Below are 24,320 nucleotides of genomic sequence, written 5' to 3'. Positions count from 1 at the left end.
CTTGCCCGCCGCGCTGTTGATAACGGGGGCGTCCGTCCCCGCCATGGCGCAGGAGGTCCCGGCACGCGTCGCGCCCGAAGACATGCGCTGGGTGGCGCCCAAGCTCGCGGACTATACCGACCGGGTGCTCTTCGGCGAGGTTTGGAAGCAGCGCGATCTGTCGCCTCGCGACCGCAGCCTGATCACGATCTCGGCGTTGATCGCGGGGGGGAATACCGCCCAGCTCAAGGGGCATCTCGGTCGCGCGCTGGATAACGGCGTCACCCCAGCGGAGATCGCCGGCGTGATCACGCATCTGGCGTTCTACACCGGTTGGCCCAACGCCGTCTCTGCGCTCGGTATCGTTCGCGAAGTGCTGGAAGCGCGTGGAGTCAGCGCTGCGGAGATGCGGCGAGAGATATCTTCCGCGCCCGCCGCTCTGCGAATCACCCGCAAGGGCGAGGGAGCGATCGCGATTGGTCCCGCCGGCCGGTTCACCGGCACGGCGCGAGTCTTCGCACCAATTGGTGGAGATGGTGATGGTATCAACGGCGCGGCCGTGCGGTTCGAGCCGGGCGCACGCACGGCATGGCATCGTCACAGGCTAGGCCAGACCTTGATCGTTATCGAGGGATGCGGACTGGTGCAGCGTGCGGGCGGAACCGCGCAGAAGATCTGCGCCGGAGACGTGGCGATGATCTCTCCGGGCGAAAAGCATTGGCACGGGGCGATACAGGATCAGGCGATGACCCATGTCGCGCTTTCGCAGAGCCCATCCGTGGAATGGTTCGAGGAGGTGTCCGACGAGGACTACGCACGCGCGCAAAACTGACGATCGGGAGAAGACAATGTTGCGATCCCTCGCTCTGGCCTGCGCGCTCCTGACCGCCACCCCGGCGAGTCCACAGACGTCGAATGCGCAACCGGCCGGATACGGTTCGCCGATCGCGGTCGATGGGGCTCTGAGCATCATCCGGAAAGGCATGGCGGAAAGCACGGCAAAGGGTTTGAAGATGGCCGGCATCTGCCGCGGGCACGGCAAGGAGCCCGAGTTCGTCTGGACCCAGTACAAGGCCTATGCGACGCCTGCCGTGATCAGCGAGTCCAGGCGTCCGCCCAAGGAAAAGCAGACCAAGACGGTCTATTACACGCTGATGCCGGGAATCATCCCGGTGCAGCATCGCGCGGAGGCGGGCGGCGCGTGCCGCGTGATCATGGCCGTCGAATTGGAGATGAAGTGGATCCCCGGCGGCGTCGGCGTCCATTATGCCGACGAAAACCGCCCGGATCCGAATGCCCGGCACGGGGTCGGCGTCCCCTCAGCGCCTGCCGCGCCGCTCGTTCCCAAGGCCGACAGCTGTAACTGAAGCGCGGCCCGGCCGGGAGGTACCACTCTCAGCCCGGGCCAAAGCCGGGAACTGGAACGCGTCAGATATTCTCGCACAGGATCGGTTCCTGCTTGAACCCGTCCTGAAAATAGCCGCGCTGGTAGCCGCCGGATTGCCACGTTTCGTAATAGTCGAGCGCGACGATCCGGCAGCTGCCGTCGGCCCCTTTCACCGCGAAATTGGTGCCGATCTGGCGGTATTCGATCTCGTTCGTGATCGGGTGCCGCTTCACATACCAGTCGCGGCTGTAGAGGCTCTGCTTGATCAGGGTGTCGCCGGGGAAGAATTTCGCGAATTGCTCGCGAAACATCCGCTCCCATTCGGGATTGACCGTTACCGGCGCAGGCAGGCGCGTCGTGGCGATCCTGGCGCGCGGATCGTAATTGCGCTGAGCGCGGACCCGTTCGCGTGCGCTAGCCTTCGGATCGTTGGCGGGCGCGGGCTGGGCCAGCGCGGTGTCGGCGATGAGGAGCGTCAGCGAACATGCGGCGCCCAGCGCGGCGAAGCGGATCAGGGTCATTGGCGGTCTCCTTGAGCCCTGTTCCATGCGCCAGGCAGGCCCGGCGCGCGATCCCCGCAGATGGAGGGATCAGTCGGCCGTCATCGAGTCCGGCGGCAGGACCAGCACGACATGGGTTCCCTCCCTGTCCGACCGCACCGACAGGCTGCCGCCGACCGCGGCAGCCCGGGTTTCCATGCTCTTGAGCCCCCTGCCCCGCCGCAGCGTTTCGGGCAGGCCACCGCCATTGTCGGACACCGCGATCCGCATCCCGCCGCCCGATACGAGGCTGCTGTCCAGCGTGATCTCGCTGGCGCCCGAGTGACGGATCGCGTTGGTCACCGCTTCCTGAAGGATGCGCAGAATCTGGAGCGTCGCGCGCGGCCCTGGCGGCGCCATCGCATCGCCCGCGGTGTCGAAGAACCGGAAGACCATGCCTGCCGCCTCGACCTGAGGCCGCACGCGATGTTCGAGCGAGCGGAGCGTTTCGGACAGGCTTTCCTCGGCGGTATCCATCGAGTCCACGATCAGGCGGAGATCGGCGATGCTCGATTGCAGCCCGGCCTCGACCTGCGGCGGCTCGATCCGGCCGCTGCGCACCTGCATCATCAGCCCGAGCAACTGCCCGCCGATCCCGTCATGCATGTCGCGCACGATCCGCTGCCGCTCCTCCAGCACCACCTGGCGCTGGAGCATCTGCTTCTGCGTTTCATGGGTCTGCGCCAGCTCCGCTTCGCGCTCGGCCAAGCGATCGGCGAGCACCTGATTGGCGGTCATCACCGTGCGTCGCGCTTCGGTCGCCTCTCGCGCGGCCGACATGATGACGCCGAGACCGAGCAGGATCCCGGCGGGCGCCGCGATATAGAAGGTCAGCGGCAGGCTGGGCACGAAGGGCACGGTCAGCGCGAAGGCCGAGTCCGCCGCGTCGACGAGGAAGGCGGTGATGCACAGCATCAGCGCGGCGCGTTCGATCAGGCGTCCGTCCGACGAGCGCGCGGCCGAACGCGCCAGCAGGACGAGCGAGCCGATCCCGACCAGCAGCGACGCGATGCCCACCGCCTGCGGCAGCCGCTTCATCAGATGCTGCGCGGGCGGCCCCATGAAGAAACCGAGCGCGGTGGCGATCACCGTGCCGACGAGCAACGCGATCCACAGCCACGTCACCGCGCGCTGCCAGTTCGGCGCAAGCTGGCTCTCGATCGCGACATAGCGGCCGAACGCCATCAACGCCGAGGTCTCGAGCAGATAATAGATCAGATAGGTGAGAAGGAACGGGATCTCGAAAGGCGTCTGGAAGGTGACGAAATAGGTCCGCGCCATCCACACCGCGAGCAGCACGATCAGCGCGCGGACGCGGCGGCGGTCCTGGGGCGGCCAGTTGACCACGAGGCACAGCAGGATCGCGAACAGCAGGAACGAGACGGCGACGGTCGGCAACGTCTTGCCGACCAGTTCGACGGCCTTGACCGCGCCCGCCGCTTCCTCGGCCGGGCCGATCGAGAAGGGCGCGAGCGCGACGATCGCGCTCTGCGTCTCGACCAGCACGCGGATCTGGTTGCGGCCAGCCTTCAGCGCATCCTTCGGCAGCATGTAGAAGACGGCTTCGCCATCCGAAGCGCCGCGCAGCGTGTCGAGCGGGACATTGGGCTGGAGCAGCCGGCCGTTGACCTCGATCTGCTGAAGCCCCGGCGTGCTGGCGAGGAAGAAGGCCAGCCCGTCCCGGGGTGCTTCGAGATCAAACGGGATCAGGAAAGCGGCGCGCGGGCTGCCGTCGCCGATCGGGGCATTGTAGATCGGATCGATATCATAGGGCGCGCGCGCAAGCGGACCGGCGATCGGCGTCCCGGCTTCGTCGAGGCTCTGATATTCGACCCATTGGCGCGCGGCCATCGACGGCGGACGAGCAGCGGTTTCGCCCCATGCCACCAGCAGCCAGAACAGCAGCTGCACCGTCACCAGGATAAGCGCGGACATGCCCCACAAGGCGGCATCGTTCCGAATGCGGGTGCGCCAGCCCCGCGTCTCGCCCGCCGTCACCGTCGGCCATCCCCCTTCCGGTTCGCATCCCGTGTCCGATAGGTGACCAGCCACCGATCGGTCAGGATGCCAAGACACGCGCGCATTTCACGCGCCGAAATCATTTCGAACCTGGAACCATTCCATGCCCATTTGCGCTCCCAGCCGCAATCGCCGAAGCGCCCGTCGGCGTAGCGCGCGGTGATGATCCCCGTGCGAGCGTCGAAACTGCTGTCGGGCAGATATGGATCGATCGCCGGCCGGCCCTGTTCCGGCCGGGGCAGCTTGCGGATCTCGGGGCCGGTGCCGGTGTCGATCAGCCAGAGAGTCGCGGGGAAGCCGTTCATCGTGCCGCAGTTCACGGCCCAGAGCCGGTGGCCATTGGCGAGCATATGGCGTTTCACGGTGATGCTGCCCGGCTCCGCGCCCACACCGCAGATGCGGTCGCGCAGATCGCGCAGCGCCGAGACCTCGGCCGTGCTTTCGCGTCCGCCAGCCACGCCGGGAATGGGCGCGACCACGGGCAGCGGCCTGGCCGGGAACACTGACGACGCGGGCGAAGCCCCCCTGGCATAGATGGCGGTGACGTTGTCGCGCCTGCCCTGCACCTCGTCGACATAGCGCAACGCGGCGATCATGCCGCGCGTGGTGATCAGGCCGTGCATCGATCCATCGCGATTGCGTGTGGCCGCCTGCGATGTTCTCGCGCTCTCGGCGAGGAAGGCAGGCACGTCGCGCGGATCAACTTCGTCGAGGCCATCGGCCGACCCGATCAGCCGATAGGCCGGCCCGGTCCGGTCGCCTTCGCCGTCATAATAGACATGGAGCGTCAGCGCGCGCCGTTCGGGGACTGCATCCCAGATTCGGCGATCGACGAAGATGCGGGGCTTCGCGCCCGGGCCGGGCGCGCGGACTACGCGCAGCATCGGCATGGCGAGATCGCCCGCGTCGGCGCCAGCGATCCGCGCGGCATATTCAGGCGAGACGCTGATCGCCTCGCAGGTCCGGCTGTTGTCGCAGGCGACGGACCAGTCGTCATGCTCGCGCACTTCAGGCGCGGTCCAGTCCTGCGCCCGGCCGCCCGGGCCCAGCAATGCCAGCGCGGCCAGCGCGCCGAGGATTTGCGCGCGCCTAGCCATGCGACCGCCGAACCCGCAGCCATCGCAGGCCCGTCCAGATACCGAGGATCACGAGCAACGCCGCCACCAGATACTGGATCGGCCCCTGTGCCCCGGTCGCACGCCGCGCCACCCAATCGGACAATTCGGGCCTGCCGCTGTCGCCGGGCAGATAGGTAACCATCACCCGATCGCCTTCGCTGAAGCCCGCATATTCGTCGCGCCCGACCGGAATATCGGTCGAGACGATGGCGAGGTTCGCGTGCGGTGCGGCGCGGCGGCCGGCCTCGAACTCGGCATGGGGCGTGCGGGACAGCGCGTCGTAGGACAAGCGGATGCTGCGTTCGGTACGGCTGCGCGGCCGGCCGCGGCGATCGTCCTGCAGATAGGACCACTCGCTCTTGCCGATCACGCGTGCCTCGGCGGTGACGCCGCGCCGCCGCAGATCGGCGACACGCGCATCATCCTCGACCGTGACGAACACCAGCAACGGCGCGGCCATGAAGGACAGCGCCGAGATGATCAGCAGCCATTCGCCGGGCCGCGCCGCACGCCCCATCCCTTCGCTCCCCGATGTCTTCCCCGCATCTCCATGACGAAGCGCGAGCACCGCACCTATCCCCGCATCTGGGGGGATCATCCCAGCACGCGCCAGCGTCGCGCGAACCAGCGTTCCGGCCAGGCCTCGGGCGGGATCCCCCGGCACATCGGCATCGAACGTTCGGCGATCGCGACGAAGCCCTCGCCCCCGACCCAGCCCCATTGGCGCAGCGAGCCGCAGTCACGCCTGCCATCGCGGTACATGGTGAGAGTCAGGATGGCCGAGTCCGGATCGAATTCCGCCACGCCCGGCATCATCCCGCCGGCAAGGTCCGCAGGGCCAACCAGCCGCGGTGCACCCTCCCGCCGTTGCAGGAAGATGCGCGAGCGTCCGATGCACTGGATGACCCATATCCGTGCGGCACCGTCGAGCGGCCAGCTCTCGACGCTGCGATGTACCGTCCGCCCGCACGGACGGCGCACCCCCGGCGGTAATTCGTGCGTCGCCGGTTCCCGCACCCTGAGGAATTCGAAATCGAAGAGCGGCGACGGGTCTTCATCGGGAATCTCGGGGCTGAGCCGCTGCGAGCGTTCGATCTCGGCCAGCAGTCCTCCGATCCGTCCGCGCGGCATATCGGCATAGTGCAGCCCGCTGGCGCGCAGCACCGTGCGCTCGGTGGTCGAAAGGAAGCTCAGCATCCTGGGCACGCTGTGCTCGGGCACGAATGCCGTGCCGGGCGCGCCCATCAGCTCGAATTCGAGCCGCACCGGCGGCGGCGGCCAGCGCGAACGGGCGGAGAAGAGACGCAGCGTTTTTGGAACGTTGCCCCTGACGCCGGGAAACCGCAGCAGCGCGGTATATTTCGCGTCCGGAAGCGCCGAACGCGCGATCACCACCAGCGCGCGCTGCCCCTTGCGGTTCGTCGCAATGCCGGTGATGCGGCAGGTGTTCCAATTGTCGCACAGCAGGTACCAGTCGCCGCTGCGCATCTCGGACCGGCGCTCGGGCAGCGGCGCGGCGCCCAGCGTCGCCAGACACAACAGAAGCAGGAGCCGGCGCATCAGTCGGGCGAGATGGTGTCGGCACGGTACGTCACGATCCAGTGCTTTTGCGGTATGCCCCGGCACACCGGCATTTCGCGCCGATCGATCATCGCGAAGGCCTCGCCGTCCCACGCCCAGGCTTCGGTGATCCCGCAATCGGCGCGGCGGCCGATATGGCGCGTCGCGCGGACGATGCCTTCGCTCGCGAAGAAGAAGGCGCCGTAAAGCACGCCCTTTGAGCCGCGAGAGGGGCGCGGCTCGCCGGGCCAGTCGACCGGACGGGGCATGGGATCGCCCGCCCGCTCGATGAACCACTGGGTAGGTGCGCTGGCCAGCGGACAATTGCGCTGGATCAGGATGTTGCGATCGTCGAGCCACCATTCGCTGGTCAGCGACGATCCGGGCACGCCCCGCGCGCACGGGCCTTCGGCCAGATCCCAGCGGGTGCCGTGCGGCAGCGCATCCACGCTCACCGCCGTCCGCAGTTTTACCGCCGGCGCTTCGGGCGGGCGCGGATGCCAATAGTCGAGGATCATGCCGTCCGGCTTCGTCACCAGCGCGCCGGGCGTGCCTTCGAGATCCTGTTCGCGGTCGAAATGGACCAGCGCGGGATCGAGCAGATGGGTGTCGATGGCGATCGCCGGAGCCGCGCCGATCCGGATGCGCAGCGGGCGGTCAGACCGCAAGCCGATCAGCACCGCCCAGGCATCATCGGACAGGATACGATACGCGCCGGCGCCGTCGGGCACCGCGCGATAGACACGTTCGGGCGTCGCCGCGAAGATGAGTTCGGCGAAGGCTGCATCGCCGTCGGGTGCGATCACGGTGATTTCCGGGATCGCATCCTGGTTCGGGTGATGGCGGATCTTCAGCAGCACCGGATCACCCCGTCCGGCGCGCGGGCCCGCCGCGATGGCAGTGCAGATGTTGGTGTTGTCGCAGCCCGCGATCCAGTTGCCCGAGACGATCACCGCCGGATCGGCGGGCGCGGCACCGGTGCCGAACAGTGTCGCGAGCGCCAGCCACAGCGTCCTCAGGCAGAATACGGGGCGGAGCACCTCTGGCCAGGCGCTCCGCCCCAACCCCGCGATCGTCTCAGGTGTGTCCAACGACGGCGGGGTTTCCGAAGGCATGGCCTTCAGAAGCCGATGCCCAGGCCTGCGCGGCCTTCGTGACGGTCGGTCTGGCCGACCTGTCCCGAATAGCCGATGCCCAGCGTGACCCGATCCGACACGCGCCAGTCGAGCCGCGCGGCGCCATAGCCCTGAACGCCGTCGCGCGTGTCGCCCTGAAGGACGATGCCCGCATTGCTCGCTGCGAAGGTCACCGGGATGCGGCGGTCGCCCGTCGCGCCGAGATAGCGTGCGCCGGTATCAAGGCGGAAGCTGACCCCGCCTGCGAAGCTGCGTTTCGCCGACAAGCCGGCACGTCCCTCGATCGTGGTCGTTTCGATGTCGCCGACAGTGAGGCGCAGCGGACTGGAGCCGCTTTCGGTGTAGCCGTCCTGGCTCTGGCGAACGAGGCTGGCGCGGCCGCTGACGCCGAAGTCCCAGCCGCCTGCGCCGCCCAGACGGACATCGGCGGCGACATAGCCGCCGATCAGCGATGACTTCGTCTCGCCGGTCACGCCGGCCGAGAAGCTGTTGAAGCTCACGTTACGCAACGTATCCTGATCGACCTTGCCCGCGACGAACCCGGCGGAGAAAGACGCGCCATTGCCCGCATACTGGATCTGCAGCGCGCCGAGCAGGCTGTCCTGATCCCCGCCACCACCATTCGCGCCGAGGACGATATCGCCCTTCGCCCAACCGCCGGACAGACCGGCCGACCAGCCATTGCCGATCGGCACGATCAGGCCGCCGCTCAGGCCGTGGCTGCGATGGCCATAGGACAAGGTGGTGCCCGATGCGCTGCGATTGCCGTCCGCGCCGAAGCCCTGCAGCCACAACCGGCTCCCCTCGCCCGATCGCGGCGCTTCGGCGATGGTATCGACGAAGCCGAGCAGCGTGTCGGCGGCGGCGAAGGACTGGGCGTTGACGGTCGAGGGGCGAGCGGTGAGGACCGACGGCGCCATGATAGCGCTGTTGGTCTGGTAGATCACCGCCAGCGGCAATTGCGCGCCGACCGTTTCCACCGTGGCGAAGGTGCCCGTCACGCCCCCCGTGGCGGTGAGGAAGGTGCCCCCCGACCCTTCCGCCCCGCCGATCGAGATGAAGCGCAGCGTGCCGCCGTTAAGCGTCGCCGAGCCGGTGACCGAAAGCAGGTCGATCCCGCCCGCTCCATCGAACTCGATCTCGAGCACCGATCCCGAGCCGTGGACGTAATTGCCCTGCACGGTGAGCGTGCCGATGCTGTTGCCGGGCGCGACCACGCCGTTGTTGGTCAGATTGCCGACGATCCGCCCGGTGCCGTCCAGCGTCGCGCCCGAAGCGACGGTCGCGTTGGTCGTCGCAACGGTGTTGATCCGCACCCGCCCGGTGGCAACCGTCAGCGATCCGATCGAGAAGGGATTGGCAAAGGTCAGCATTCCCGTGCCGAGCTTGTTGAAATTGCCCGAACCGGCCAGCGCGTTGGCGAAGGTCAGGTTGCCGGTCGCGGTATAGTTGAGCTGCGTCCCCGATCCGATCGTGACCGTACCCGTGCCGAGCGAGCCGTTGCCGGTGACGCTGACCGAACCGCCCTGGATGTCGATGCCGCCGCTATGCGTGTTCGTACCGGTGAGGACGGCGTTGCCTCCCGCGGTCTTGATGATCTGTCCGCCCCCGGTGACGCTGTTGGCCAGACTGATGTCGCCGATGCCGAGAATCGCGCCGAGCTGGACGAGGATCGCGCCCGAGCCGAGCGCGCCGCCATCGTTCAGGCCGATCCGCCCGGCGTTGATCACCGTTCCGCCGGTGAAGCTGTTCGCATTCTGGATGACCAGCAGGCCGCTGCCATTCTTGGTCAGTGCACCCGCGCCGCTGATCGAAACCGAGCTGACATGCGGCGGCCCACTCAGATCGAATACGATCTGGGTGTCGGCTGCGGTCGTGACCGGGCCACTACCCAGCGACGCGACGTCATGGACGATCACGCGGCCGCCGATGATATCGACGCCGCCGGTCAGCGCGTTGCTGGTCAGCGTCAGGTCGCCCACATCCGATTTGCGCAGCTTGCCCGAACCGGAGGCCGTTACGTTGAGCGTCGCCGAACCCGCGATCGAAAGATCGAGGAACGCGCCGCTGGAGACCGAGACCGGCCCGGTGCCAAGTGCCGCGACATCGGTCACGCGGATCGCGCCACCGAAAATGTCGGTCCCGCCCGAATAGCTGTTCGCGCCGGTCAGCAAGACCGTGCCCGCGCCGTTCTTCTGGAGGCGGCCCTGACCGGTGATCGTGTTGGCGAACGTCACCGTGCTGCTCGTTTCGATGTTGAGGAGGGCGCCGCTGTCGAGATTGACTGCCGCCGTGCCGATATTCGCGCCGCTGGTGACGCGCAGCGTGCCCGAGCGGACATCGACATTGCCGGTCAGGCTGTTGGTGCCCGTGAGCTCGAGCACGCCGCTGCCGCGCTTCTCGAACGTACCCGATCCGGTCAGGGTGGTGCCGAGAATCTCGTTGAAGGGATTGTCGAACTCGAGCAGCGTACTGGCGTTGCCGAGATTGACCGTGCCGGTCCCCAGCGCATTACTGGTCTGCGCGTAGAGGTAGCCGTTGATCGAAGCGAGATGGATCGTGCCGCTGAAGCCCGAATTGTCGCCATAGAGCGCCGCGCCGCCGGGGGTGTCGATCAGGATCGTGCCTGCGCCGGAGATATTGTTGCTGACCGAAGGGCTGCTGAACGTATTGCCCAGCGCCAGCACCGCGCCCGCATCGACGCGGATCTGGCCGGTGCCGAGCGCGTCGGCCGAAGCCATGCGCAGAGTCCCCGCGCGGATCGCGGTGCCGCCGGTCCAGCCGTTGATGCCGCCGAGTTCGAGCTCGCCGGTGCCTTCCTTCACGAAGCCGCCGTCACCCGAGAGGAACGGGTTGCTCAGCACCAGCGGCGCGGCGCCATTATAGTCCAGAATCAGGAACGCATTGGTGTTGGCGGTCACCGGCCCGGTGCCGAGCCGCGCCAGATCGTCCACGCGGATGCCGCCGGCGTTGATGACGGTTCCGCCCGAATAATCATTGGTGCCTGTAAGCGTGACGATCCCCGCGCCGTTCTTCGAGACGCTGCCCGGTCCGGTGATGTCGTTGGAGAAAGTCTGATCGGTCGCGAAGTTCAGGTCGAACGTCGTGCCGGGGCCGACGGTGACGAGACCGGTGCCGACCGCGTCCGAATTGGCGATCGACAGCGTACCGCCCTGAACGAAGGTGCCGCCGGTATAGCTGTTGGTGCCCGAGAGCACGCCGATGCTTCCGCCGACCTTCGTGACCGTCCCGGTGCCGCTGATCGTGTTGCCCAGCGTGATCGCGGTCAGTTCGAGCGCGCTGTTGTTTTCGATCGCCGCAGTTCCGAATGCGCTGCTCGACGCGATGGTCGCGGTGCCGCTGGTGATGCGGAAGGTGCCGGAGAAGCTGCTGCCACTGGCGGTATAGGTGACCGTCTGGCCATCCTGCTCGATCGTGCCGCCGCCCGTCAGTGCATGATCGAAGCTGGCCGAACTGCCGAGATTGAGCAGCAACCGCCCGCCAAAGCCGATCCCGACCGTCGAATTGGACTGGCCGAGCGCGGCGAGGTTCGCGACCGAGGTGGTGCCGGCATACAGGTTGACCAGGCTATAGTCGCCGGTGCCGGTCAGGACGCGCGTATTGCCGACGCCCGGCGCGACGAAGAGCTGTTCGATATTGACCGAGCCATAGTTGTTGGTGCCGCCACCTTCGACGAGCAGGCGATCATCGCCGCTGCCGCCGTCGAAGATCAGGTTGTTGCCGGTACCGCCGCCGATCACCGCCCCGGCGTCGAGATAGATCTGGTCGTCGCCGCCGCCGGCATCGATCAGCAGGCCGTTCGGCGCGGCGTTGAGCGTGCCGTAGATATTATAGGCCTGCGAGGTCGATCCGCCGGTCAGCAGATAGGCGCCGCCATTGTTGCCGGTGGCCGACAGCGTGCCGAGCAGCGAGAAGGTCGAATAGCCGCCCGGCGTGGCCGACTGATAGATGTTGCCCGGCGCGGCGGTGACGGTCGCGCCCGCGAGGATGCGGATATAGTTGTTGTCGCCGGTCAGCGATGCGCTGAGATTGTTTGCGCTCGAGCCGTTGGCGAAGATGATCTGTCCGTTCAGGCCGGTCGAGACAAAGTTCAGATTGTTCGACGTGCTGCCGCCGGCGAAGTTCAGCGAGTTGAGGTCGCCGTTCAACGTGACGCTGCTGTTGTCGAGCGTCGCGCCGGGCTGGACATGGACTTCGACGAAGCCAGCATTCGAAACGACGGTTTTTGCGGTATTCGCGCCGGTGCAGGAAACCAAGGTGCCGTCTGCGGTAATGTTGCCGATCGGCTCGGTCACCGGCGTCGGATCGCAATCGGCGAGCGCGGGCGTGGCGGTCAGCATGGTCAGGAGCGACGCGGTCGCGAACAGGGCCAGCTTGCGGTGCGAACGAATGCGGTTCTGAAACACGATAATCCCCTCGGCAATTTTCGAGGGGGAAGCTCTCATGGGGGTCCGCGACACGATATCCCCTCAGGCGAGGGGATCGGCGGGCAGGATCAGTCCCGGTCGATGCGGATCAGCTTGGCCTGGATCGCTTCGAACACCGCTTCGCCGCGCGAGCGGACCTGCAGCTTGCGATAGATGCCCTGAACATATTCAGCGACGGTGTAGGGTGAGATGCCCATCACCCGCGCGGCTTCCTTACGCCCCAGCCCGCGCGCGAGATATTCGAGCAGCTCGCGTTCGCGCGGCGACAGTTGCGGCGTGTCGGTCTTCGGATCGGGCTCGGGCGGATCGTCGCGAACGAGGCTGAGCAAATGGCTGGCGGCGCGCGCGCTGATCGGGGTTTCGCCCGCGATCGTCGCTCGGACATGTGCCAGCAGCTGATCGGGCGGGGTGTCCTTCAGGATATAACCATCGGCGCCGGCCTTCAGCGTGTTGATCACGCTCGCCCGATCCTCGAACACCGTGAACACCAGCACGCGGCAGCCGGGCGCTTCGCGGCGCAGCGCAGCGAGCACTTCGATCCCGCTGCCATCGGGCATGCCGAGATCGAGCAGGGCCAGATCGGGGGCAAGGCCGACCAGCGCCATTCCCTCGGCGACGCATTCGCCTTCGCCGACCAGTTCGATATCCGGCGCATCGGCCAGCACCGCCGCGGCATAGGTGCGCAGAGAGGCATCGTCCTCCACCACGATCACGCGCGCTCGCGCAGCAGGTCGGGTGTTGCCGGGGGTCGCCATCGGCGGATTACTGACCATGCCGATGACCAAAGTCCAATTCCGCCGCGCGCACAGCCATCATCCATTCTCGTCCGATCGATGCGGCGATAAGACCATCCCCGCGCGATACAATCATCCCCGCCAGATGGGGGGATGCCCGGCGTTCAGCCGCGCTTCGGCTTTTTCGACAGGTTCAGCGCCACCGCTGCGAGGACCAGCGCCTTGAGCGCCGCTTCGTCGATCTCCGCGCCTTCGCTGAAGTCGATCGCGCGACGGACATTGCCGTCGAGGCTGGAATTGAACAGCCGCGAGGGATCCGCCAGCGACGCGCCCTTGGCGAAGGTCAGCTTGACCACATTCTTGTAGGTCTCGCCGGTGGTGATGATCCCGGCATGCGACCAGACCGGCACGCCGCGCCACTTCCATTCCTCGATCACTTCGGGATCGGCGTCGTGGATGATCTTGCGCAGCCGGGCGAGCATCGCGCCGCGCCAGTCGCCCAGATCGGCGATCCGCTTGTCGATCAACTGCGTCGGGGTTTCGCCTGCCGCTTCCGTCGTCATCGCCGCATCCTCCTCACATCTTCACCCCGGGCAGATCGCTTGCCTGCCTGATCCATGACGCCAGCTGATCGTCGCTGGTCGCATCGTCCTCGTAGATATCGAGGTAACGCACATCCTTCTGTTTCGACTTGCCCGGCGGCAACGGATCAAGCGATGCGCCCATGAAGAAGGCCAGCTTCACGTATTTCGTCATGCAGTGATAGCTGAGGAACCAGCCTTCCGCGCCCGCCGCGCCATAGAAGGGCGAATTCCATTTCACCGCCTTGCGCACGCCCGGAACGGCGCGTTCGATCAGCGTGTCGAGGCGCTTGCCGACCGCCTGCTTCCAGCCGGGCATCGCGGCGATATAGGCCTGTACCGGGCCATCGCCCTCGCCCTTCGCGATCTGGGGATTGCCGCCCGAAAGCAGCTTCGGCGCATCGCTCATCCCGCGCGCGCCCGGCGCCACTTCGCGGCGTGCGGCAGCACGAACAGATACAGGCCGGTGACGAGCAACAGGATCAGCGGCACCAGCGCGAACAGGCCCAGCCATGCAGGTGGCTGTCCGCTCCCCTGCCCCATCGCGACGATGTAGGCGATCACGCCAAGGGTGAAGGCGATCGACGTCCAGCGATGGAATTGCCGGATCCACTTGCTCATCGAATCTCTCCTCAATCGATCCGCGCCAGCAGCGCTTCGAGCTTGTTCAGGAAGCGCGGCCAGCCGGCCTTGGCGCCATGATAGGCCTGAAGCTGATCGGGGCGGAATCCGGTCTGCTCCATGCGCAGCGTCGCGCCCGTATCGGTCGGTGTCAGCGTCCAGGTGACCACGCTTTCGAGACCGAGGCCGTCCCACGTGTAGGACAACGACCGGCCGGTTTCGATCTCCAGAACCCGGCAATGGACTTCGCCCCATTCGGCGCTGAAGCTGAAACGATGGTCGAGCACCGGGCTGAACTCGCTTTCCATCAGCCATTCCGCGATCAGATGCGGCTGGGTCAGCGCGCGCCAGATGCGCTCGGCCGGGAAAGGCAGATCGCGCTCGACGGTGACCGTGCGGGTTTCGACGGCGGCGTTCATTGGTCCATCCTCTTCAGCAAGTCTTCCAGCGCATCGAACCGCCCTTCCCAGAAACCGGTCATGCGGGCAGTCCAGTCGGTCAGCGGCGCCAGCGCCTCGAGCTGCGCACTATAATGGGTCTGCCGCCCAGCCTGACGATCACGCACCAGCCCGGCCTGTTTCAGCACCCCGAGATGCTTCGACACCGCGGGCTGCGACACGCCCGATTGCGCGGTGAGCGCCCCCACGGTCCGCTCGCCCTCGCGGCACAGCCGCTCGAACAGCGCCCGCCGGGTCGGATCGGCGAGCGTTCGGAACAGCGTGTCGGAATCGGTCTGTATCTGCATTCGATAACTCACGGGTTATGGATATTCCCATAACCACGGAGTTATACGTGGGTCAACTCCGCATCCCGGGAACCTTCATATAAAGAATTCTTTATATCATGCTTGACGGCGGAGCGGACAGCTGTGATGCTTAGAAGGTCGAGGTTCTCCGTGCGGTTCGCCACACGGAGCTAAGACGGGAAGCCGGTGCGATGCCGGCGCTGCCCCCGCAACTGTAAGCGGCGAGCGGCGGCCATAAAGTGTCACTGGCGGAGCGATCCGCCGGGAAGGCCAGGCCGACGTGACGACCCGCGAGCCAGGAGACCTGCCTCCGACGCGATAACGTCCACCGGCGGGGTGTCCGGTCTGGCCGCTCGTATGCCGCGGCCGGGCCATGCCTGTCGTGCGCCTGCCTGTGACCGGTCCGCTGCCCCGCCTTTCATCGGGGTATGAAGACAATGACCGTCACCGTTGCCACGCTCGGCTTTCCGCGCATCGGCCCACGCCGCGAACTGAAGTTCGCACTCGAAAACCACTGGTCGGGCAAATCGTCCGAAGCCGAATTGCTCGAAGCCGCCGCCGGGCTGCGCACCGCCGCATGGGCGCGGCAAAAGGCGCTGGGCGCCGACTGGCTGCCGTCGAACGATTTCTCGCTGTACGACCATGTGCTCGACACCAGCGTGATGCTGGGCGCGATCCCCGACCGCTATGGCGCGGCCGACGGCGAAGCAAGCCTCGCCACCTATTTCGCGATGGCACGTGGCACGACCGGCGGGTCGAATGAAAGCTGCGCGCACGGCCACAGCCTGACCGCGTGCGAGATGACCAAATGGTTCGACACCAACTATCACTATATGGTGCCCGAGCTGGCCGCGGGTCAGAAGCTCGCGCTCAACCGCCTGAAGATCGTGGACGAATATCGCGAGGCCAAGGCGCAGGGGTTCGAAACGCGCCCGGTGCTGCTCGGCCCGGTCACCTGGCTGAGCCTCGCCAAAGGCCGCGACGTCGATCCGTTCGACTTCCTCGATGAAGTCCTCGCGCTCTACACCGTGATCCTCGGCCATCTGGGACAGGCCGGCGCCGAATGGGTCCAGATCGACGAGCCGGTGCTGGCACTCGATCTCGACGACAAGCAACGCAAGGCACTGACCCGCGCTTATGCCAAGCTCACCCGCTGCGGCGTGAAGCTGATGCTCGCCACCTATTTCGGGGCGTTGCAGGACAATCTCGGTTTCGCGGCAGCGTTGCCGGTGGCCGGGCTGCACGTCGATCTGATCCGCGCACCCGAACAGCTCGATCCGCTGCTCAAGGTTGCGCCGAAGTCGCTGCTGCTCTCGCTCGGCGTGATCGATGGCCGCAATGTGTGGCGCGCCGACCTGGAAGCGATCCTCGACCGGATCGAGCCGATCGCGGCGACGCGAGACCTGGTCCTCGCCCCATCCTGCTCGCTGCTCCATGTGCCGGTCGATCTCGCGCTGGAGAGCAAGCTCGACGCCGAAGTGAAGCAATGGCTGGCCTTCGCGGTGCAGAAGATCGACGAACTGGCGACGCTGAAGCGCGCGCTCAACGAAGGGCGCGCCGCGGTCGCTCAGGAACTGGCCGCGTCAAGCCATGCGGCGAAGACCCGCAAATCCTCGATCCGCATTCATGACGCGCTGGTTGCCAGCCGCGTCGCCAGCGCCTCGCCCGCGATGCGCAACCGGCGTTCGGACTATCCGGTTCGCGCGCAGGCGCAGGCGGATCTGCTCAAGCTGCCGCTGTTCCCAACCACCACGATCGGATCGTTCCCGCAGACCGCCGAGGTGCGCAACGCGCGCGCAGAGCATAATCGCGGCAATCTCGACGCGGCATCCTATTACCGTTTCCTCCAGGAAGAGACCAAGCGCGCGATCGCCTGGCAGGAGGAAGTCGGGCTCGACATGCTCGTTCATGGCGAGTTCGAGCGGAACGACATGGTGCAATATTTCGGCGAGCAGCTTTCGGGCTTCGCCTTCACCGTGAACGGCTGGGTCCAGTCCTATGGCTCGCGCTGCGTCCGTCCGCCGATCCTCTATGGCGATGTGTCGCGCCCGGTAGCGATGACGGTCGAATGGTGGCGCTATGCCCAGAGCCTGACCAATTTGCCGGTCAAGGGGATGCTCACCGGCCCGGTGACGATCCTGAACTGGTCGTTCGTCCGCGACGATCAGCCGCGATCGGTCAGCTGCCAGCAGATCGCCCTCGCCATTCGCGATGAAGTCCTCGATCTCGAAACCGCCGGTTGCGAAGCGATCCAGATCGACGAAGCCGCGCTGCGCGAGGGTCTGCCGCTGCGCCGGGGCGACTGGCAGCATTATCTCGACTGGGCAGTCGATTGCTTCCGCCTGTCCGCCGCCGGGGTGCGCGACGGGACGCAGATCCACACCCATATGTGCTATTCGGAGTTCAACGACATCCTGCCGTCGATCGGCGCGATGGATGCCGATGTGATCTCGATCGAGACGGCGCGGTCGCAGATGGAGTTGCTCGAAGGCTTCGCCGCCTTCGCCTATCCCGCCGCGATCGGGCCGGGCGTGTACGACATCCACGCCCCGCGCGTGCCGGGCGAGCCGGAAATGGTCGAGCTGATGCGTCTGGCGCAGCAGCATCTTAGCCCCGAGCAATTGTGGGTGAACCCCGATTGCGGCCTCAAGACGCGCAAATGGCCCGAGGTGAAGCCCGCGATCGAAGCGATGGTCGCAGCGGCGCGTACGCTCCGCGCCGAAGCGCTGGTCGAGGCGTAAGGACATGACGGTGACGAAGGCCGCAGGATCCGTCCGGCTGATCGACATGATCTTTCCGGGCGACACCAATCATCACGGCACGCTGTTCGGCGGCGTGGCGCTCGCGCATATGGACAAGGTGGCGTTCCTCGCCGCCTCGCGCCACGGCCGGGCGCCCTTCGTCACCGCATCCTCCGAACGGATCGACTTCGCCGCGCCCGCACGGCTCGGCGAACTGATCGAAGCGACCGGCACGGTTGTCCGCGTCGGCACCAGCTCGCTCGATGTCGAAATCGATCTGGTCGCCGAAGCGCTGGTCAGCGGCGAGCGGCGGCTATGCACGCGCGGACGCTTCACGCTGGTAGCGGTGAAGGGACCGGACACCCGCCTGCCCCTGCCCCCGCTCGATGCCGCGCTGGCCGATCCCGGCGATGGCGCGCTGCGGATGATGGACATGGTCTTCCCGCCCCAGACCAACCATTACGGCACGCTGTTCGGCGGCGACGCGCTGCGGATGCTGGGCAAGGCCGCTTTCATCGCCGCGACGCGCCATGCCCGCGCGGTGATGGTGATGGCGGCGTCGGACCGCGTCGACTTCACCTCTCCGATCCACGAAGGCGAGATGACCGAACTGGCTGCGCGGGTGAAGATGACCGGGCGCAGCTCAGTGCTGGTGCAGGTCGATCTGCTCGCCGAAAATCTGCTGACCGGCGAACGGCGTCAGGCGGCGACGGCTGCGTTCACGATGGTCGCGGTGGACGAGCATGGCAGGCCGAAGCCCGTCACGCCGCCTTGAGGCTGTCGATCAGTGCGGACAGCGGCCATTCGGGTTCGGCATCTTTCCAATAGGCGCGCACGGGGAACACCGCCCCCGGCGCATCGATCGGGCGGGCGACGATGTCCGCGCCGACATGCTCGACATGGCTCTGACAAATCAGCGCGATCCCCCCGCATTCGGCGACGCGGCCAAGGATGCGCGGCAGGCCCAGATCGATGATCGTGGCGTTGAGCGCCGGCCCCAGCGGCAGGATCAGCCGCGCGAGGAACCGGTGCATGTCGCTGCCGAATTGCTGACGCGAGACGAGGAAGGCTTCGTCGCGAAGCTCGGCGGGGCGGATAGACTCCCGCCCGGCCAGCGGGTGATCGGCGGGCATCGCGACCATCACCCGGTCCTGCCAGACTTCGGCAGATCGCACTCCAGGCTCGTCCTTGCCCGGCAGCACCGCCAGCGACAGGCTGCCCATGCGCAACGCTGGCAACAGCGCGCCGCGCGGCATTTCGTGAACGCCGATGTCGACGCTGGGGCAGATGCGGGAGAAGGCGAGCAACTCGTCCGCCAGCCGGTCGCGGCAGATCGACGCGAAACAGCCCAGGGCGATCGTGTGGCGGCCGATGTCCCCTTCGGCGGGCTCGATCATGCCGGAACCGGCAGGTACGCTATGCATCGGAACACGCTGCGCTATTCCCGCGCATAACGGTCCGGTCTTGCGACGAATGCGACGAAGCTGCGACGAAAGTGTCGGACGCGGCGACCGGGCTGCATCGGGCCCCTCTGCAATAATACGTAGATACGCTAAGGGTCTTCTTGAGGGGACCAGCATGAACATGCGGATCGAACTGACGGAGAAGCAGACGCATGACCGGCGCCACGCCGTGCTGCGCGCGTTCAACGATCAGTCTCGCGACCTGACCGACACCCACGCCATCCTCACCGTGCTTGCCGGGGTGCTGGCGCAGCATCTGGGCACGCCGCATTTCCTGTATGGCGAAACCGATCATGGCGATGCGGAAACGCTCGACGTGTTCCATGCCGTGCGCGGCGAACCGCAATCCGATGCGGCGCAGCGTTTCCATCTCAATCAGGCGTTCGCGGCGCTGGCGCGGAATTATTCGTGGGATGTCAGCCGGGTCGTCGACGACAACCATATGCTCGGCCGCGATCCGGCGGACCCGGTCCAGTTCGCGGCCGACCGGATGGGCGTGCGCGCCAGCATCAACGTGCCGATCGTCCGCGAAGGCGTGCCCGTCGCGATGATCGCGGTGCTCGACACCGAAGCACGCAACTGGACCTATGAAGAGATCGAGATCTGCGAGGAACTGGCTGAGCGGCTATGGACCGCGATCGCCCGCGCCCGCGCCGAAACCGCGTTGCTGGAACGCGAGCGCAACCAGGCCTTCCTGATCGCATGGACCGACGCGCTGCGCGGCGAAACCAGCCCCCGGGCGATCATGGCGACCACGCTGGAATGGCTCGCCCGCCAGCTCGACGTCACCCGCGCCACCTATTCCGAAAGCGACGAGAGCGGGCGGCTCTTCTCCATCCTCGGCGAATGGCGCGATCCGGAGGTGATGAGCATCGCCGACACGCACTTCTCGCTCGACGATGTCGGCGAGACGGTGGAGCGCGAATGGGTGTCGGGCGAGATCGTCCGATACGACGATGTAGCCGGCGATCCCCGTATCGAGGCGGCGGTGCGCCCGGCATATGAGATCCCGCAGATCCTCGCCTTCGTCAGCGTGCCGCTGATCGAGAACGGCAAGGTGCGTTCGGCGCTGTCGGTGCAGCACAAGGCGCCCCGGCCGTGGCGCGAGAGCGAGATCCAGCTGCTCCGCGATATCGCCGAGCGCACCTGGGTGATGCTGAAGCGCGCCCGCGCCGAAGCCGAGCTCCTCGCCCGCGAACGGCAACAGGCGTTCCTGATCGACTGGAGCGACGCAGTGCGCGGCTTGGCGACGCCCGAAGCGATCATCGACACGACGCTCGAACGGCTCGGCCGCCATCTCGGCGCGACCCGCACCACCTATGCCGAATGCGATCCGAGCGGACGGATGTTCACCATCACCGGCGAATGGCGCGACGGCGTGAGTTCGGTGCGCGGTAACGTGTTCGCGCTGCAAAGCGTCGGCGCTTCGGTCGATCGCGAATGGATGGCGGGCGAAGTCATCCGCTACGACGCGGTTGCCACCGATCCCCGGCTCGAACCATCGGCGATCGACCGCTATCAGGCCAACCAGATCGAAGCGTTCGTCAGCATCCCGCTGGTCCGTAGCGGCCAGATGCGTTCCGCTTTGTCGGTGCAGCAGAACCGCGCGCGCCAATGGCATGACAGCGAATTGCAGCTGATGGCCGACATCGCCGAACGCACCTGGGTCGCGCTGGAACGCGCGCGGGTGCAGGCGGCGCTGGAGGAGCGCGAGCGGAATCAGGTCTTCCTGCTCAGCTGGAACGACCGCGTCCGCCGCGAAAGCGATCCGCGCGCGATCATGGAGACCACGCTGGGCCTGCTCGGCGCGCATCTGGGCGTCACCCGCGTCACCTATTCGGAAAGCGACACGGCCGGAGAAACCTTCACCGTGCTCAACGAATGGCGCGACGGGGTGCCGAGCAATCTGGGCAACACCGTGCGGCTGGGCAGCTTCGGCCGATCGGTCGACAGCGAATGGCTGAGCGGCGACCTGGTCTGCTACAACGACGTCACCACCGATCCGCGCGTCGAGGAAGCGGCGCTGCGCCGCTATGCCGAGACCGAGATCCGCGCCTTTATCAGCGTGCCGATCATCCACGGCGGCGCGATGCGATCGATCCTGTCGGTCCATGATCGCAACCCGCGCCGCTGGCGCGAGGACGAATTGCAACTGATGCGCGACATGGCCGAACGCGCCTGGCTGACGCTGGAACGCGCCCGCGCCGAGACCGCGTTGCAGGAGCGCAACCGCAACCAGAGCTTCCTGCTCGCATGGAACGACCGCATCCGCGGCGAGACCAGCGCGCGTGGCATCCTGGCTGAAACGCTGGCCGCGCTGGGCGAGCATCTGGGCGCGCTGCGCACCAACTTCGCCGAAAGCTTCGGATATGGCAGCGAGATGGAGCTGTGCGTGATCCAGGAATGGTCGCGCGGCCTGCCGAGCATCGTCAACCAGCGCTATCCGCCCAGAGCCCTTGGCGAGAAGCTGGCCGAGGCGCATCTGAGCGGACAGCCGGTGCGCGTCGACGACATCCACGACGATCCGCGCTTCGATGCGCAGAATATCCCGCTGTTCGAATCGCTGGGCATCGGCGCCGTGCTGACGCTGCCGATGGTGCGCGCGGGACAGATCGTCGCGGTGCTTTCGGTCCAGCAAGGCGATCCGCGCGTCTGGACCGACGCCGAAGTCGATCTGGTGCGCGAACTGGCCGACCGCACGCTCGCGGTGCTGGAACGCGCGCATTCGGAGGAGCGGCTGGCCGAGAACGAAGCCCAGCTTTCCGCCTTCCTCGAAAACGCGCCGGTCGCGATGCACCTGAAGGACGAGAGCGGCCGCTATCTGCGCGTGAACCCCGAATTCGCGCGCACCATCGGCCGGGGTCAGGAAGAGCTGATCGGCACCCATCCCGACGAGATCCTGCCGCCGTCCATTGCCGCGAGCATCACCGAACTCGACATGCTGGCGCGCAATGGCGAAGTCGCGACTGCCGAAGTCGCGATGGAAGCGCTGCGTCCGGACACGCACATCCTCGCAATGGCCTTCCCGATTCCCGGCGCGGGCGCGGTGCGTACCGGTGGCTTCACGCTGGACCTGAGCGAGCGCAAGCGCGCCGAGGCCGCGCTCGCCCGATCGCGCGAGGCGCTCTACCAGACCGAAAAGCTCTCCGCGCTCGGATCGCTGCTCGCGGGCGTCAGCCACGAGCTCAACAACCCGCTGTCGATCGTCGTCGCGCAGGCGGTGATGATGGAGCGCCAGTCGCGCGGCGGCGAACTGGCCGAACGCGCGCAAAAGATCCGCAAGGCCGCCGATCGCTGCGCCCGCATCGTTCAGACGTTCCTCGCAATGGCGCGGCAGAAGCGGCCCGAACGCGAGCCGGTGGACCTGAACGTGGTGGCGATGGCCGCATACGACCTCGCCGAATATGGCTTCCGCACCGACGGCATCGCCGCGACCCGCCACCTCGCTCCGTCGCTGCCCAACATCTCGGCCGATTCGGATCAGCTCCACCAGATCATCATCAACCTGCTGGTCAACGCGCAGCAGGCGCTGGCGGACGAAGGCGATCCCGATCGCGCACTGACGCTGCGCACCGCGCTCGGCCCGGTGCCCGGGACAGTGATCCTCGAAGTCGCCGACAATGGCCCCGGCATTCCCGAAGACGCCCGCCGCCGCATCTTCGAACCCTTCTACACCACCAAGCCGCAGGGCCAGGGCACCGGCGTCGGGCTATCCTTCTCGCAGGGCCTGGCCGAAGCGCATGGCGGGCGGCTGGAACTGATCGCGGCTCCGCGCGGCGCCTGTTTCCGCCTGACCTTGCCGATCGACCCGAACGAGGCCCTTCCCGCCGCGCCCGCCGAAGCCGCCGCCAATGCGGAACTGCCGCTACGGCGCGCGCTGGTGGTCGACGATGAGGAAGAGATCGCGGAATCGCTTGCCGATTTCCTCATGATCGAAGGCTTTGCCTGCGACATCGCGATCGGCGGTGTTGCGGCACAGAAGAAGCTGGTCTCGGGCGATTACGATCTGATCGTCAGCGATCTGCGGATGCCCGATATCGACGGTCCGCAACTCCACGCCTGGCTTTCGGCCGAGCGGCCCGACCTGATCGACCGCATGGCCTTCGCCACCGGCGACACGTTGGGCAGCAGCGCCGCGCGCTTCCTCGAAGCCGCGCGCCGCCCCGTCCTCGAAAAGCCCTTCATGCCCGAAGCCGTGCATCACTTTCTCCAGCAGATGGATCTCGCATGACTCTCGCCGCTGTTTCCGCTGCCCCGCTGGCCTCGGCCCCAGTCCCTGCACCCTATGTGATCGTCGTCGATGACGAGGAGGACCTGCGCGAACCGGTCGCCGCCTATCTGCGCGAACAGGGCATCGACGTGGACGAGGCGAGCGGCGGTGCTGCGCTAGACCTGCTGCTCGCCCGGCGCGAACCGGCTCTGGTCGTGCTCGACGTGACCATGCCCGACGAGGACGGCTTCAGCATCGCCCGGCGCCTGCGCGCCGAACGCGGCAACATCGGGGTCGTCATGCTCACTGCGCGCCGCGACGTGATCGACCGGATCGTCGGGCTTGAGCTGGGCGCCGACGATTACATCATGAAGCCGTTCGAGCCGCGCGAGCTGCTCGCGCGCATCCGCTCGGTCCTGCGCCGCCTCGCCGCGCTGGCGCCGCCTGCGATCGTTCGCAGCGACCCCGAGCCGGACGACGAGGACGAGGATGTCGCGCCGATCGCCCGCGCCGACTATCACGACGAATTCTGGATCCCCACCACGCGGGGTCAGATCCGCGTGCCGGTGGAGACGATCGAGTGGATCGAAGCGGCCAAGGACTATGCGCTGCTCCACACCCCTGATCGCAGCCACATGATTCGCATCACGATGGCCGCGCTCGAAGCGGGGCTGGACCCGGACAAGATGATCCGCGTCCATCGCTCCGCCTTCGTCCGCCCTGGATCGGTCCAGCGGATCAGCGCGATCGGGCGGCACATGGTGCTGGAGCTGAAATCGGGCACCGTCGTCCGTGTGGGCCCGCGCCATTGGGGCGAGGTTCGCCACCGGCTGAAGGTGTAAGGCTGGCTTATCCTCCCCCGCCAGGGAGAGCGTTGCACAGCCTCAACACATTCGTCGCACCGCCGTCGCACGAACGCTGACAGCGGAATCTGCCTGATCTAGCAGGAACGCACGCCGCTTCACCTCCCCCGGCTGAAGCAGCGCCCCGCATCCGCCCCGCCCCCCGGGCGCGACGCCAGTATCGGCCATCCGGACAC

At 66.9% G+C, this 24,320-nt stretch carries 20 protein-coding genes and 1 riboswitch; of the genes, 6 read left to right on the top strand and 14 right to left on the bottom strand.

Annotation, left to right across the window (positions count from 1 at the left end):
• The first annotated feature begins 1 nt into the window (after position 1).
• Both HHL13_RS22440 and HHL13_RS03410 read left to right on the top strand, forming a co-directional pair.
• A complete protein-coding gene (locus tag HHL13_RS22440) occupies positions 2 to 811 on the top strand; it encodes a carboxymuconolactone decarboxylase family protein (RefSeq protein ID WP_169554349.1) in 810 nt (269 codons plus the stop codon).
• A 16-nt stretch (positions 812 to 827) separates the two neighbouring features.
• Positions 828 to 1,346, top strand: coding sequence for a hypothetical protein (locus HHL13_RS03410; protein ID WP_169554348.1), 519 nt, complete (start codon positions 828 to 830; stop codon positions 1,344 to 1,346).
• A gap of 61 nt (positions 1,347 to 1,407) precedes the next feature.
• On the opposite strand, the gene HHL13_RS03405 is transcribed toward HHL13_RS03410, so the two are convergent.
• The 13 genes from HHL13_RS03405 to HHL13_RS03345 all read right to left on the bottom strand — a co-directional run bounded on the left by HHL13_RS03405 (position 1,408) and on the right by HHL13_RS03345 (position 14,867).
• Positions 1,408 to 1,887: a hypothetical protein gene (locus HHL13_RS03405; RefSeq protein ID WP_169554347.1), complete on the bottom strand. Its 480-nt coding sequence runs from the start codon at positions 1,885 to 1,887 to the stop codon at positions 1,408 to 1,410.
• 69 nt (positions 1,888 to 1,956) lie between these two features.
• On the bottom strand, positions 1,957 to 3,840 hold the full coding sequence (locus tag HHL13_RS03400) for an ATP-binding protein (protein WP_169554346.1): 1,884 nt from the start codon (positions 3,838 to 3,840) through the stop codon (positions 1,957 to 1,959).
• Between the two features lie 59 nt (positions 3,841 to 3,899).
• On the bottom strand, positions 3,900 to 5,021 hold the full coding sequence (locus HHL13_RS03395) for a DUF1176 domain-containing protein (RefSeq protein ID WP_169554345.1): 1,122 nt from the start codon (positions 5,019 to 5,021) through the stop codon (positions 3,900 to 3,902).
• Positions 5,014 to 5,559 (bottom strand): hypothetical protein, encoded by a 546-nt coding sequence (locus HHL13_RS03390; protein WP_169554344.1) that lies wholly within the window; start codon positions 5,557 to 5,559, stop codon positions 5,014 to 5,016. Before HHL13_RS03390 ends, HHL13_RS03395 begins: the two co-directional genes overlap by 8 nt.
• A gap of 77 nt (positions 5,560 to 5,636) precedes the next feature.
• Positions 5,637 to 6,602, bottom strand: a complete 966-nt coding sequence (locus tag HHL13_RS03385; RefSeq protein WP_169554343.1) for a DUF1176 domain-containing protein — start codon at positions 6,600 to 6,602, stop codon at positions 5,637 to 5,639.
• Positions 6,602 to 7,642 (bottom strand): DUF1176 domain-containing protein, encoded by a 1,041-nt coding sequence (locus HHL13_RS03380; protein WP_169554342.1) that lies wholly within the window; start codon positions 7,640 to 7,642, stop codon positions 6,602 to 6,604. The genes HHL13_RS03385 and HHL13_RS03380 overlap by 1 nt, the downstream gene beginning before the upstream one ends.
• Before the next feature lie 80 nt (positions 7,643 to 7,722).
• Positions 7,723 to 12,165, bottom strand: a complete 4,443-nt coding sequence (locus HHL13_RS03375) for an autotransporter-associated beta strand repeat-containing protein (protein ID WP_169554341.1) — start codon at positions 12,163 to 12,165, stop codon at positions 7,723 to 7,725.
• Between the two features lie 89 nt (positions 12,166 to 12,254).
• Entirely contained in the window at positions 12,255 to 12,959 is a 705-nt protein-coding gene (locus HHL13_RS03370; protein ID WP_206376835.1) for a response regulator transcription factor, read from the bottom strand.
• 125 nt (positions 12,960 to 13,084) lie between these two features.
• Positions 13,085 to 13,483 (bottom strand): DUF1801 domain-containing protein, encoded by a 399-nt coding sequence (locus HHL13_RS03365; RefSeq protein ID WP_169554340.1) that lies wholly within the window; start codon positions 13,481 to 13,483, stop codon positions 13,085 to 13,087.
• 13 nt (positions 13,484 to 13,496) lie between these two features.
• The gene (locus HHL13_RS03360; protein ID WP_169554339.1) at positions 13,497 to 13,910 is read right to left on the bottom strand and encodes a DUF1801 domain-containing protein; all 414 of its coding nucleotides are present in this window, start codon (positions 13,908 to 13,910) and stop codon (positions 13,497 to 13,499) included.
• A complete protein-coding gene (locus tag HHL13_RS22435; RefSeq protein ID WP_169554338.1) occupies positions 13,907 to 14,122 on the bottom strand; it encodes a hypothetical protein in 216 nt (71 codons plus the stop codon). The genes HHL13_RS03360 and HHL13_RS22435 overlap by 4 nt, the downstream gene beginning before the upstream one ends.
• Before the next feature lie 11 nt (positions 14,123 to 14,133).
• Positions 14,134 to 14,541 carry an SRPBCC domain-containing protein gene (locus tag HHL13_RS03350; protein ID WP_169554337.1) on the bottom strand — a complete coding sequence of 136 codons (408 nt, stop codon included), beginning with the start codon at positions 14,539 to 14,541 and terminating at the stop codon, positions 14,134 to 14,136.
• Positions 14,538 to 14,867 carry a metalloregulator ArsR/SmtB family transcription factor gene (locus HHL13_RS03345; protein ID WP_169554336.1) on the bottom strand — a complete coding sequence of 110 codons (330 nt, stop codon included), beginning with the start codon at positions 14,865 to 14,867 and terminating at the stop codon, positions 14,538 to 14,540. The genes HHL13_RS03350 and HHL13_RS03345 overlap by 4 nt, the downstream gene beginning before the upstream one ends.
• 124 nt (positions 14,868 to 14,991) lie before the next feature.
• Positions 14,992 to 15,194, top strand: a riboswitch (cobalamin riboswitch).
• 110 nt (positions 15,195 to 15,304) lie between these two features.
• Here HHL13_RS03345 and metE point away from each other — a divergent pair.
• Together metE and HHL13_RS03335 are read left to right on the top strand one after the other, a co-directional pair.
• Positions 15,305 to 17,608, top strand: a complete 2,304-nt coding sequence (gene metE / locus HHL13_RS03340) for a 5-methyltetrahydropteroyltriglutamate--homocysteine S-methyltransferase (RefSeq protein ID WP_169554335.1) — start codon at positions 15,305 to 15,307, stop codon at positions 17,606 to 17,608.
• Between the two features lie 4 nt (positions 17,609 to 17,612).
• The gene (locus HHL13_RS03335) at positions 17,613 to 18,383 is read left to right on the top strand and encodes an acyl-CoA thioesterase (protein WP_169554334.1); all 771 of its coding nucleotides are present in this window, start codon (positions 17,613 to 17,615) and stop codon (positions 18,381 to 18,383) included.
• On the opposite strand, the gene HHL13_RS03330 is transcribed toward HHL13_RS03335, so the two are convergent.
• Positions 18,370 to 19,032, bottom strand: coding sequence for a LysR family substrate-binding domain-containing protein (locus tag HHL13_RS03330; RefSeq protein WP_169554333.1), 663 nt, complete (start codon positions 19,030 to 19,032; stop codon positions 18,370 to 18,372). The genes HHL13_RS03335 and HHL13_RS03330 overlap by 14 nt on opposite strands.
• Before the next feature lie 154 nt (positions 19,033 to 19,186).
• Between HHL13_RS03330 and HHL13_RS03325 the strand changes: the two genes are divergently transcribed.
• Together HHL13_RS03325 and HHL13_RS03320 are read left to right on the top strand one after the other, a co-directional pair.
• Positions 19,187 to 23,302: a GAF domain-containing protein gene (locus HHL13_RS03325; RefSeq protein ID WP_169554332.1), complete on the top strand. Its 4,116-nt coding sequence runs from the start codon at positions 19,187 to 19,189 to the stop codon at positions 23,300 to 23,302.
• On the top strand, positions 23,299 to 24,123 hold the full coding sequence (locus HHL13_RS03320; RefSeq protein ID WP_169554331.1) for a response regulator: 825 nt from the start codon (positions 23,299 to 23,301) through the stop codon (positions 24,121 to 24,123). Before HHL13_RS03325 ends, HHL13_RS03320 begins: the two co-directional genes overlap by 4 nt.
• Positions 24,124 to 24,320: the final 197 nt, after the last annotated feature.

Source organism: Sphingomonas sp. G-3-2-10, assembly GCF_012927115.1.
GTDB lineage: Bacteria > Pseudomonadota > Alphaproteobacteria > Sphingomonadales > Sphingomonadaceae > Sphingomonas.
Note: the sequence above shows the minus strand (reverse complement) of the source record. Positions and strands in the feature narration are given on the sequence as shown.

Excerpts from the sequence above, each read along its gene's own strand:
- HHL13_RS03360 (WP_169554339.1), bottom strand. The coding sequence starts at position 13,910 with ATGAGCGATGCGCCGAAGCTGCTTTCGGGCGGCAATCCCCAGATCGCG.
- HHL13_RS03350 (WP_169554337.1), bottom strand. The coding sequence starts at position 14,541 with ATGAACGCCGCCGTCGAAACCCGCACGGTCACCGTCGAGCGCGATCTG.
- HHL13_RS03370 (WP_206376835.1), bottom strand. The coding sequence starts at position 12,959 with ATGGTCAGTAATCCGCCGATGGCGACCCCCGGCAACACCCGACCTGCT.
- HHL13_RS03335 (WP_169554334.1), top strand. The coding sequence starts at position 17,613 with ATGACGGTGACGAAGGCCGCAGGATCCGTCCGGCTGATCGACATGATC.
- HHL13_RS03330 (WP_169554333.1), bottom strand. The coding sequence starts at position 19,032 with ATGCATAGCGTACCTGCCGGTTCCGGCATGATCGAGCCCGCCGAAGGG.
- HHL13_RS03325 (WP_169554332.1), top strand. The coding sequence starts at position 19,187 with ATGAACATGCGGATCGAACTGACGGAGAAGCAGACGCATGACCGGCGC.
- HHL13_RS03385 (WP_169554343.1), bottom strand. The coding sequence starts at position 6,602 with ATGCGCCGGCTCCTGCTTCTGTTGTGTCTGGCGACGCTGGGCGCCGCG.
- HHL13_RS03400 (WP_169554346.1), bottom strand. The coding sequence starts at position 3,840 with ATGTCCGCGCTTATCCTGGTGACGGTGCAGCTGCTGTTCTGGCTGCTG.
- HHL13_RS03365 (WP_169554340.1), bottom strand. The coding sequence starts at position 13,483 with ATGACGACGGAAGCGGCAGGCGAAACCCCGACGCAGTTGATCGACAAG.
- HHL13_RS03390 (WP_169554344.1), bottom strand. The coding sequence starts at position 5,559 with ATGGGGCGTGCGGCGCGGCCCGGCGAATGGCTGCTGATCATCTCGGCG.
- HHL13_RS03320 (WP_169554331.1), top strand. The coding sequence starts at position 23,299 with ATGACTCTCGCCGCTGTTTCCGCTGCCCCGCTGGCCTCGGCCCCAGTC.
- metE (WP_169554335.1), top strand. The coding sequence starts at position 15,305 with ATGACCGTCACCGTTGCCACGCTCGGCTTTCCGCGCATCGGCCCACGC.
- HHL13_RS03395 (WP_169554345.1), bottom strand. The coding sequence starts at position 5,021 with ATGGCTAGGCGCGCGCAAATCCTCGGCGCGCTGGCCGCGCTGGCATTG.
- HHL13_RS22435 (WP_169554338.1), bottom strand. The coding sequence starts at position 14,122 with ATGAGCAAGTGGATCCGGCAATTCCATCGCTGGACGTCGATCGCCTTC.
- HHL13_RS03410 (WP_169554348.1), top strand. The coding sequence starts at position 828 with ATGTTGCGATCCCTCGCTCTGGCCTGCGCGCTCCTGACCGCCACCCCG.
- HHL13_RS03405 (WP_169554347.1), bottom strand. The coding sequence starts at position 1,887 with ATGACCCTGATCCGCTTCGCCGCGCTGGGCGCCGCATGTTCGCTGACG.
- HHL13_RS03345 (WP_169554336.1), bottom strand. The coding sequence starts at position 14,867 with ATGCAGATACAGACCGATTCCGACACGCTGTTCCGAACGCTCGCCGAT.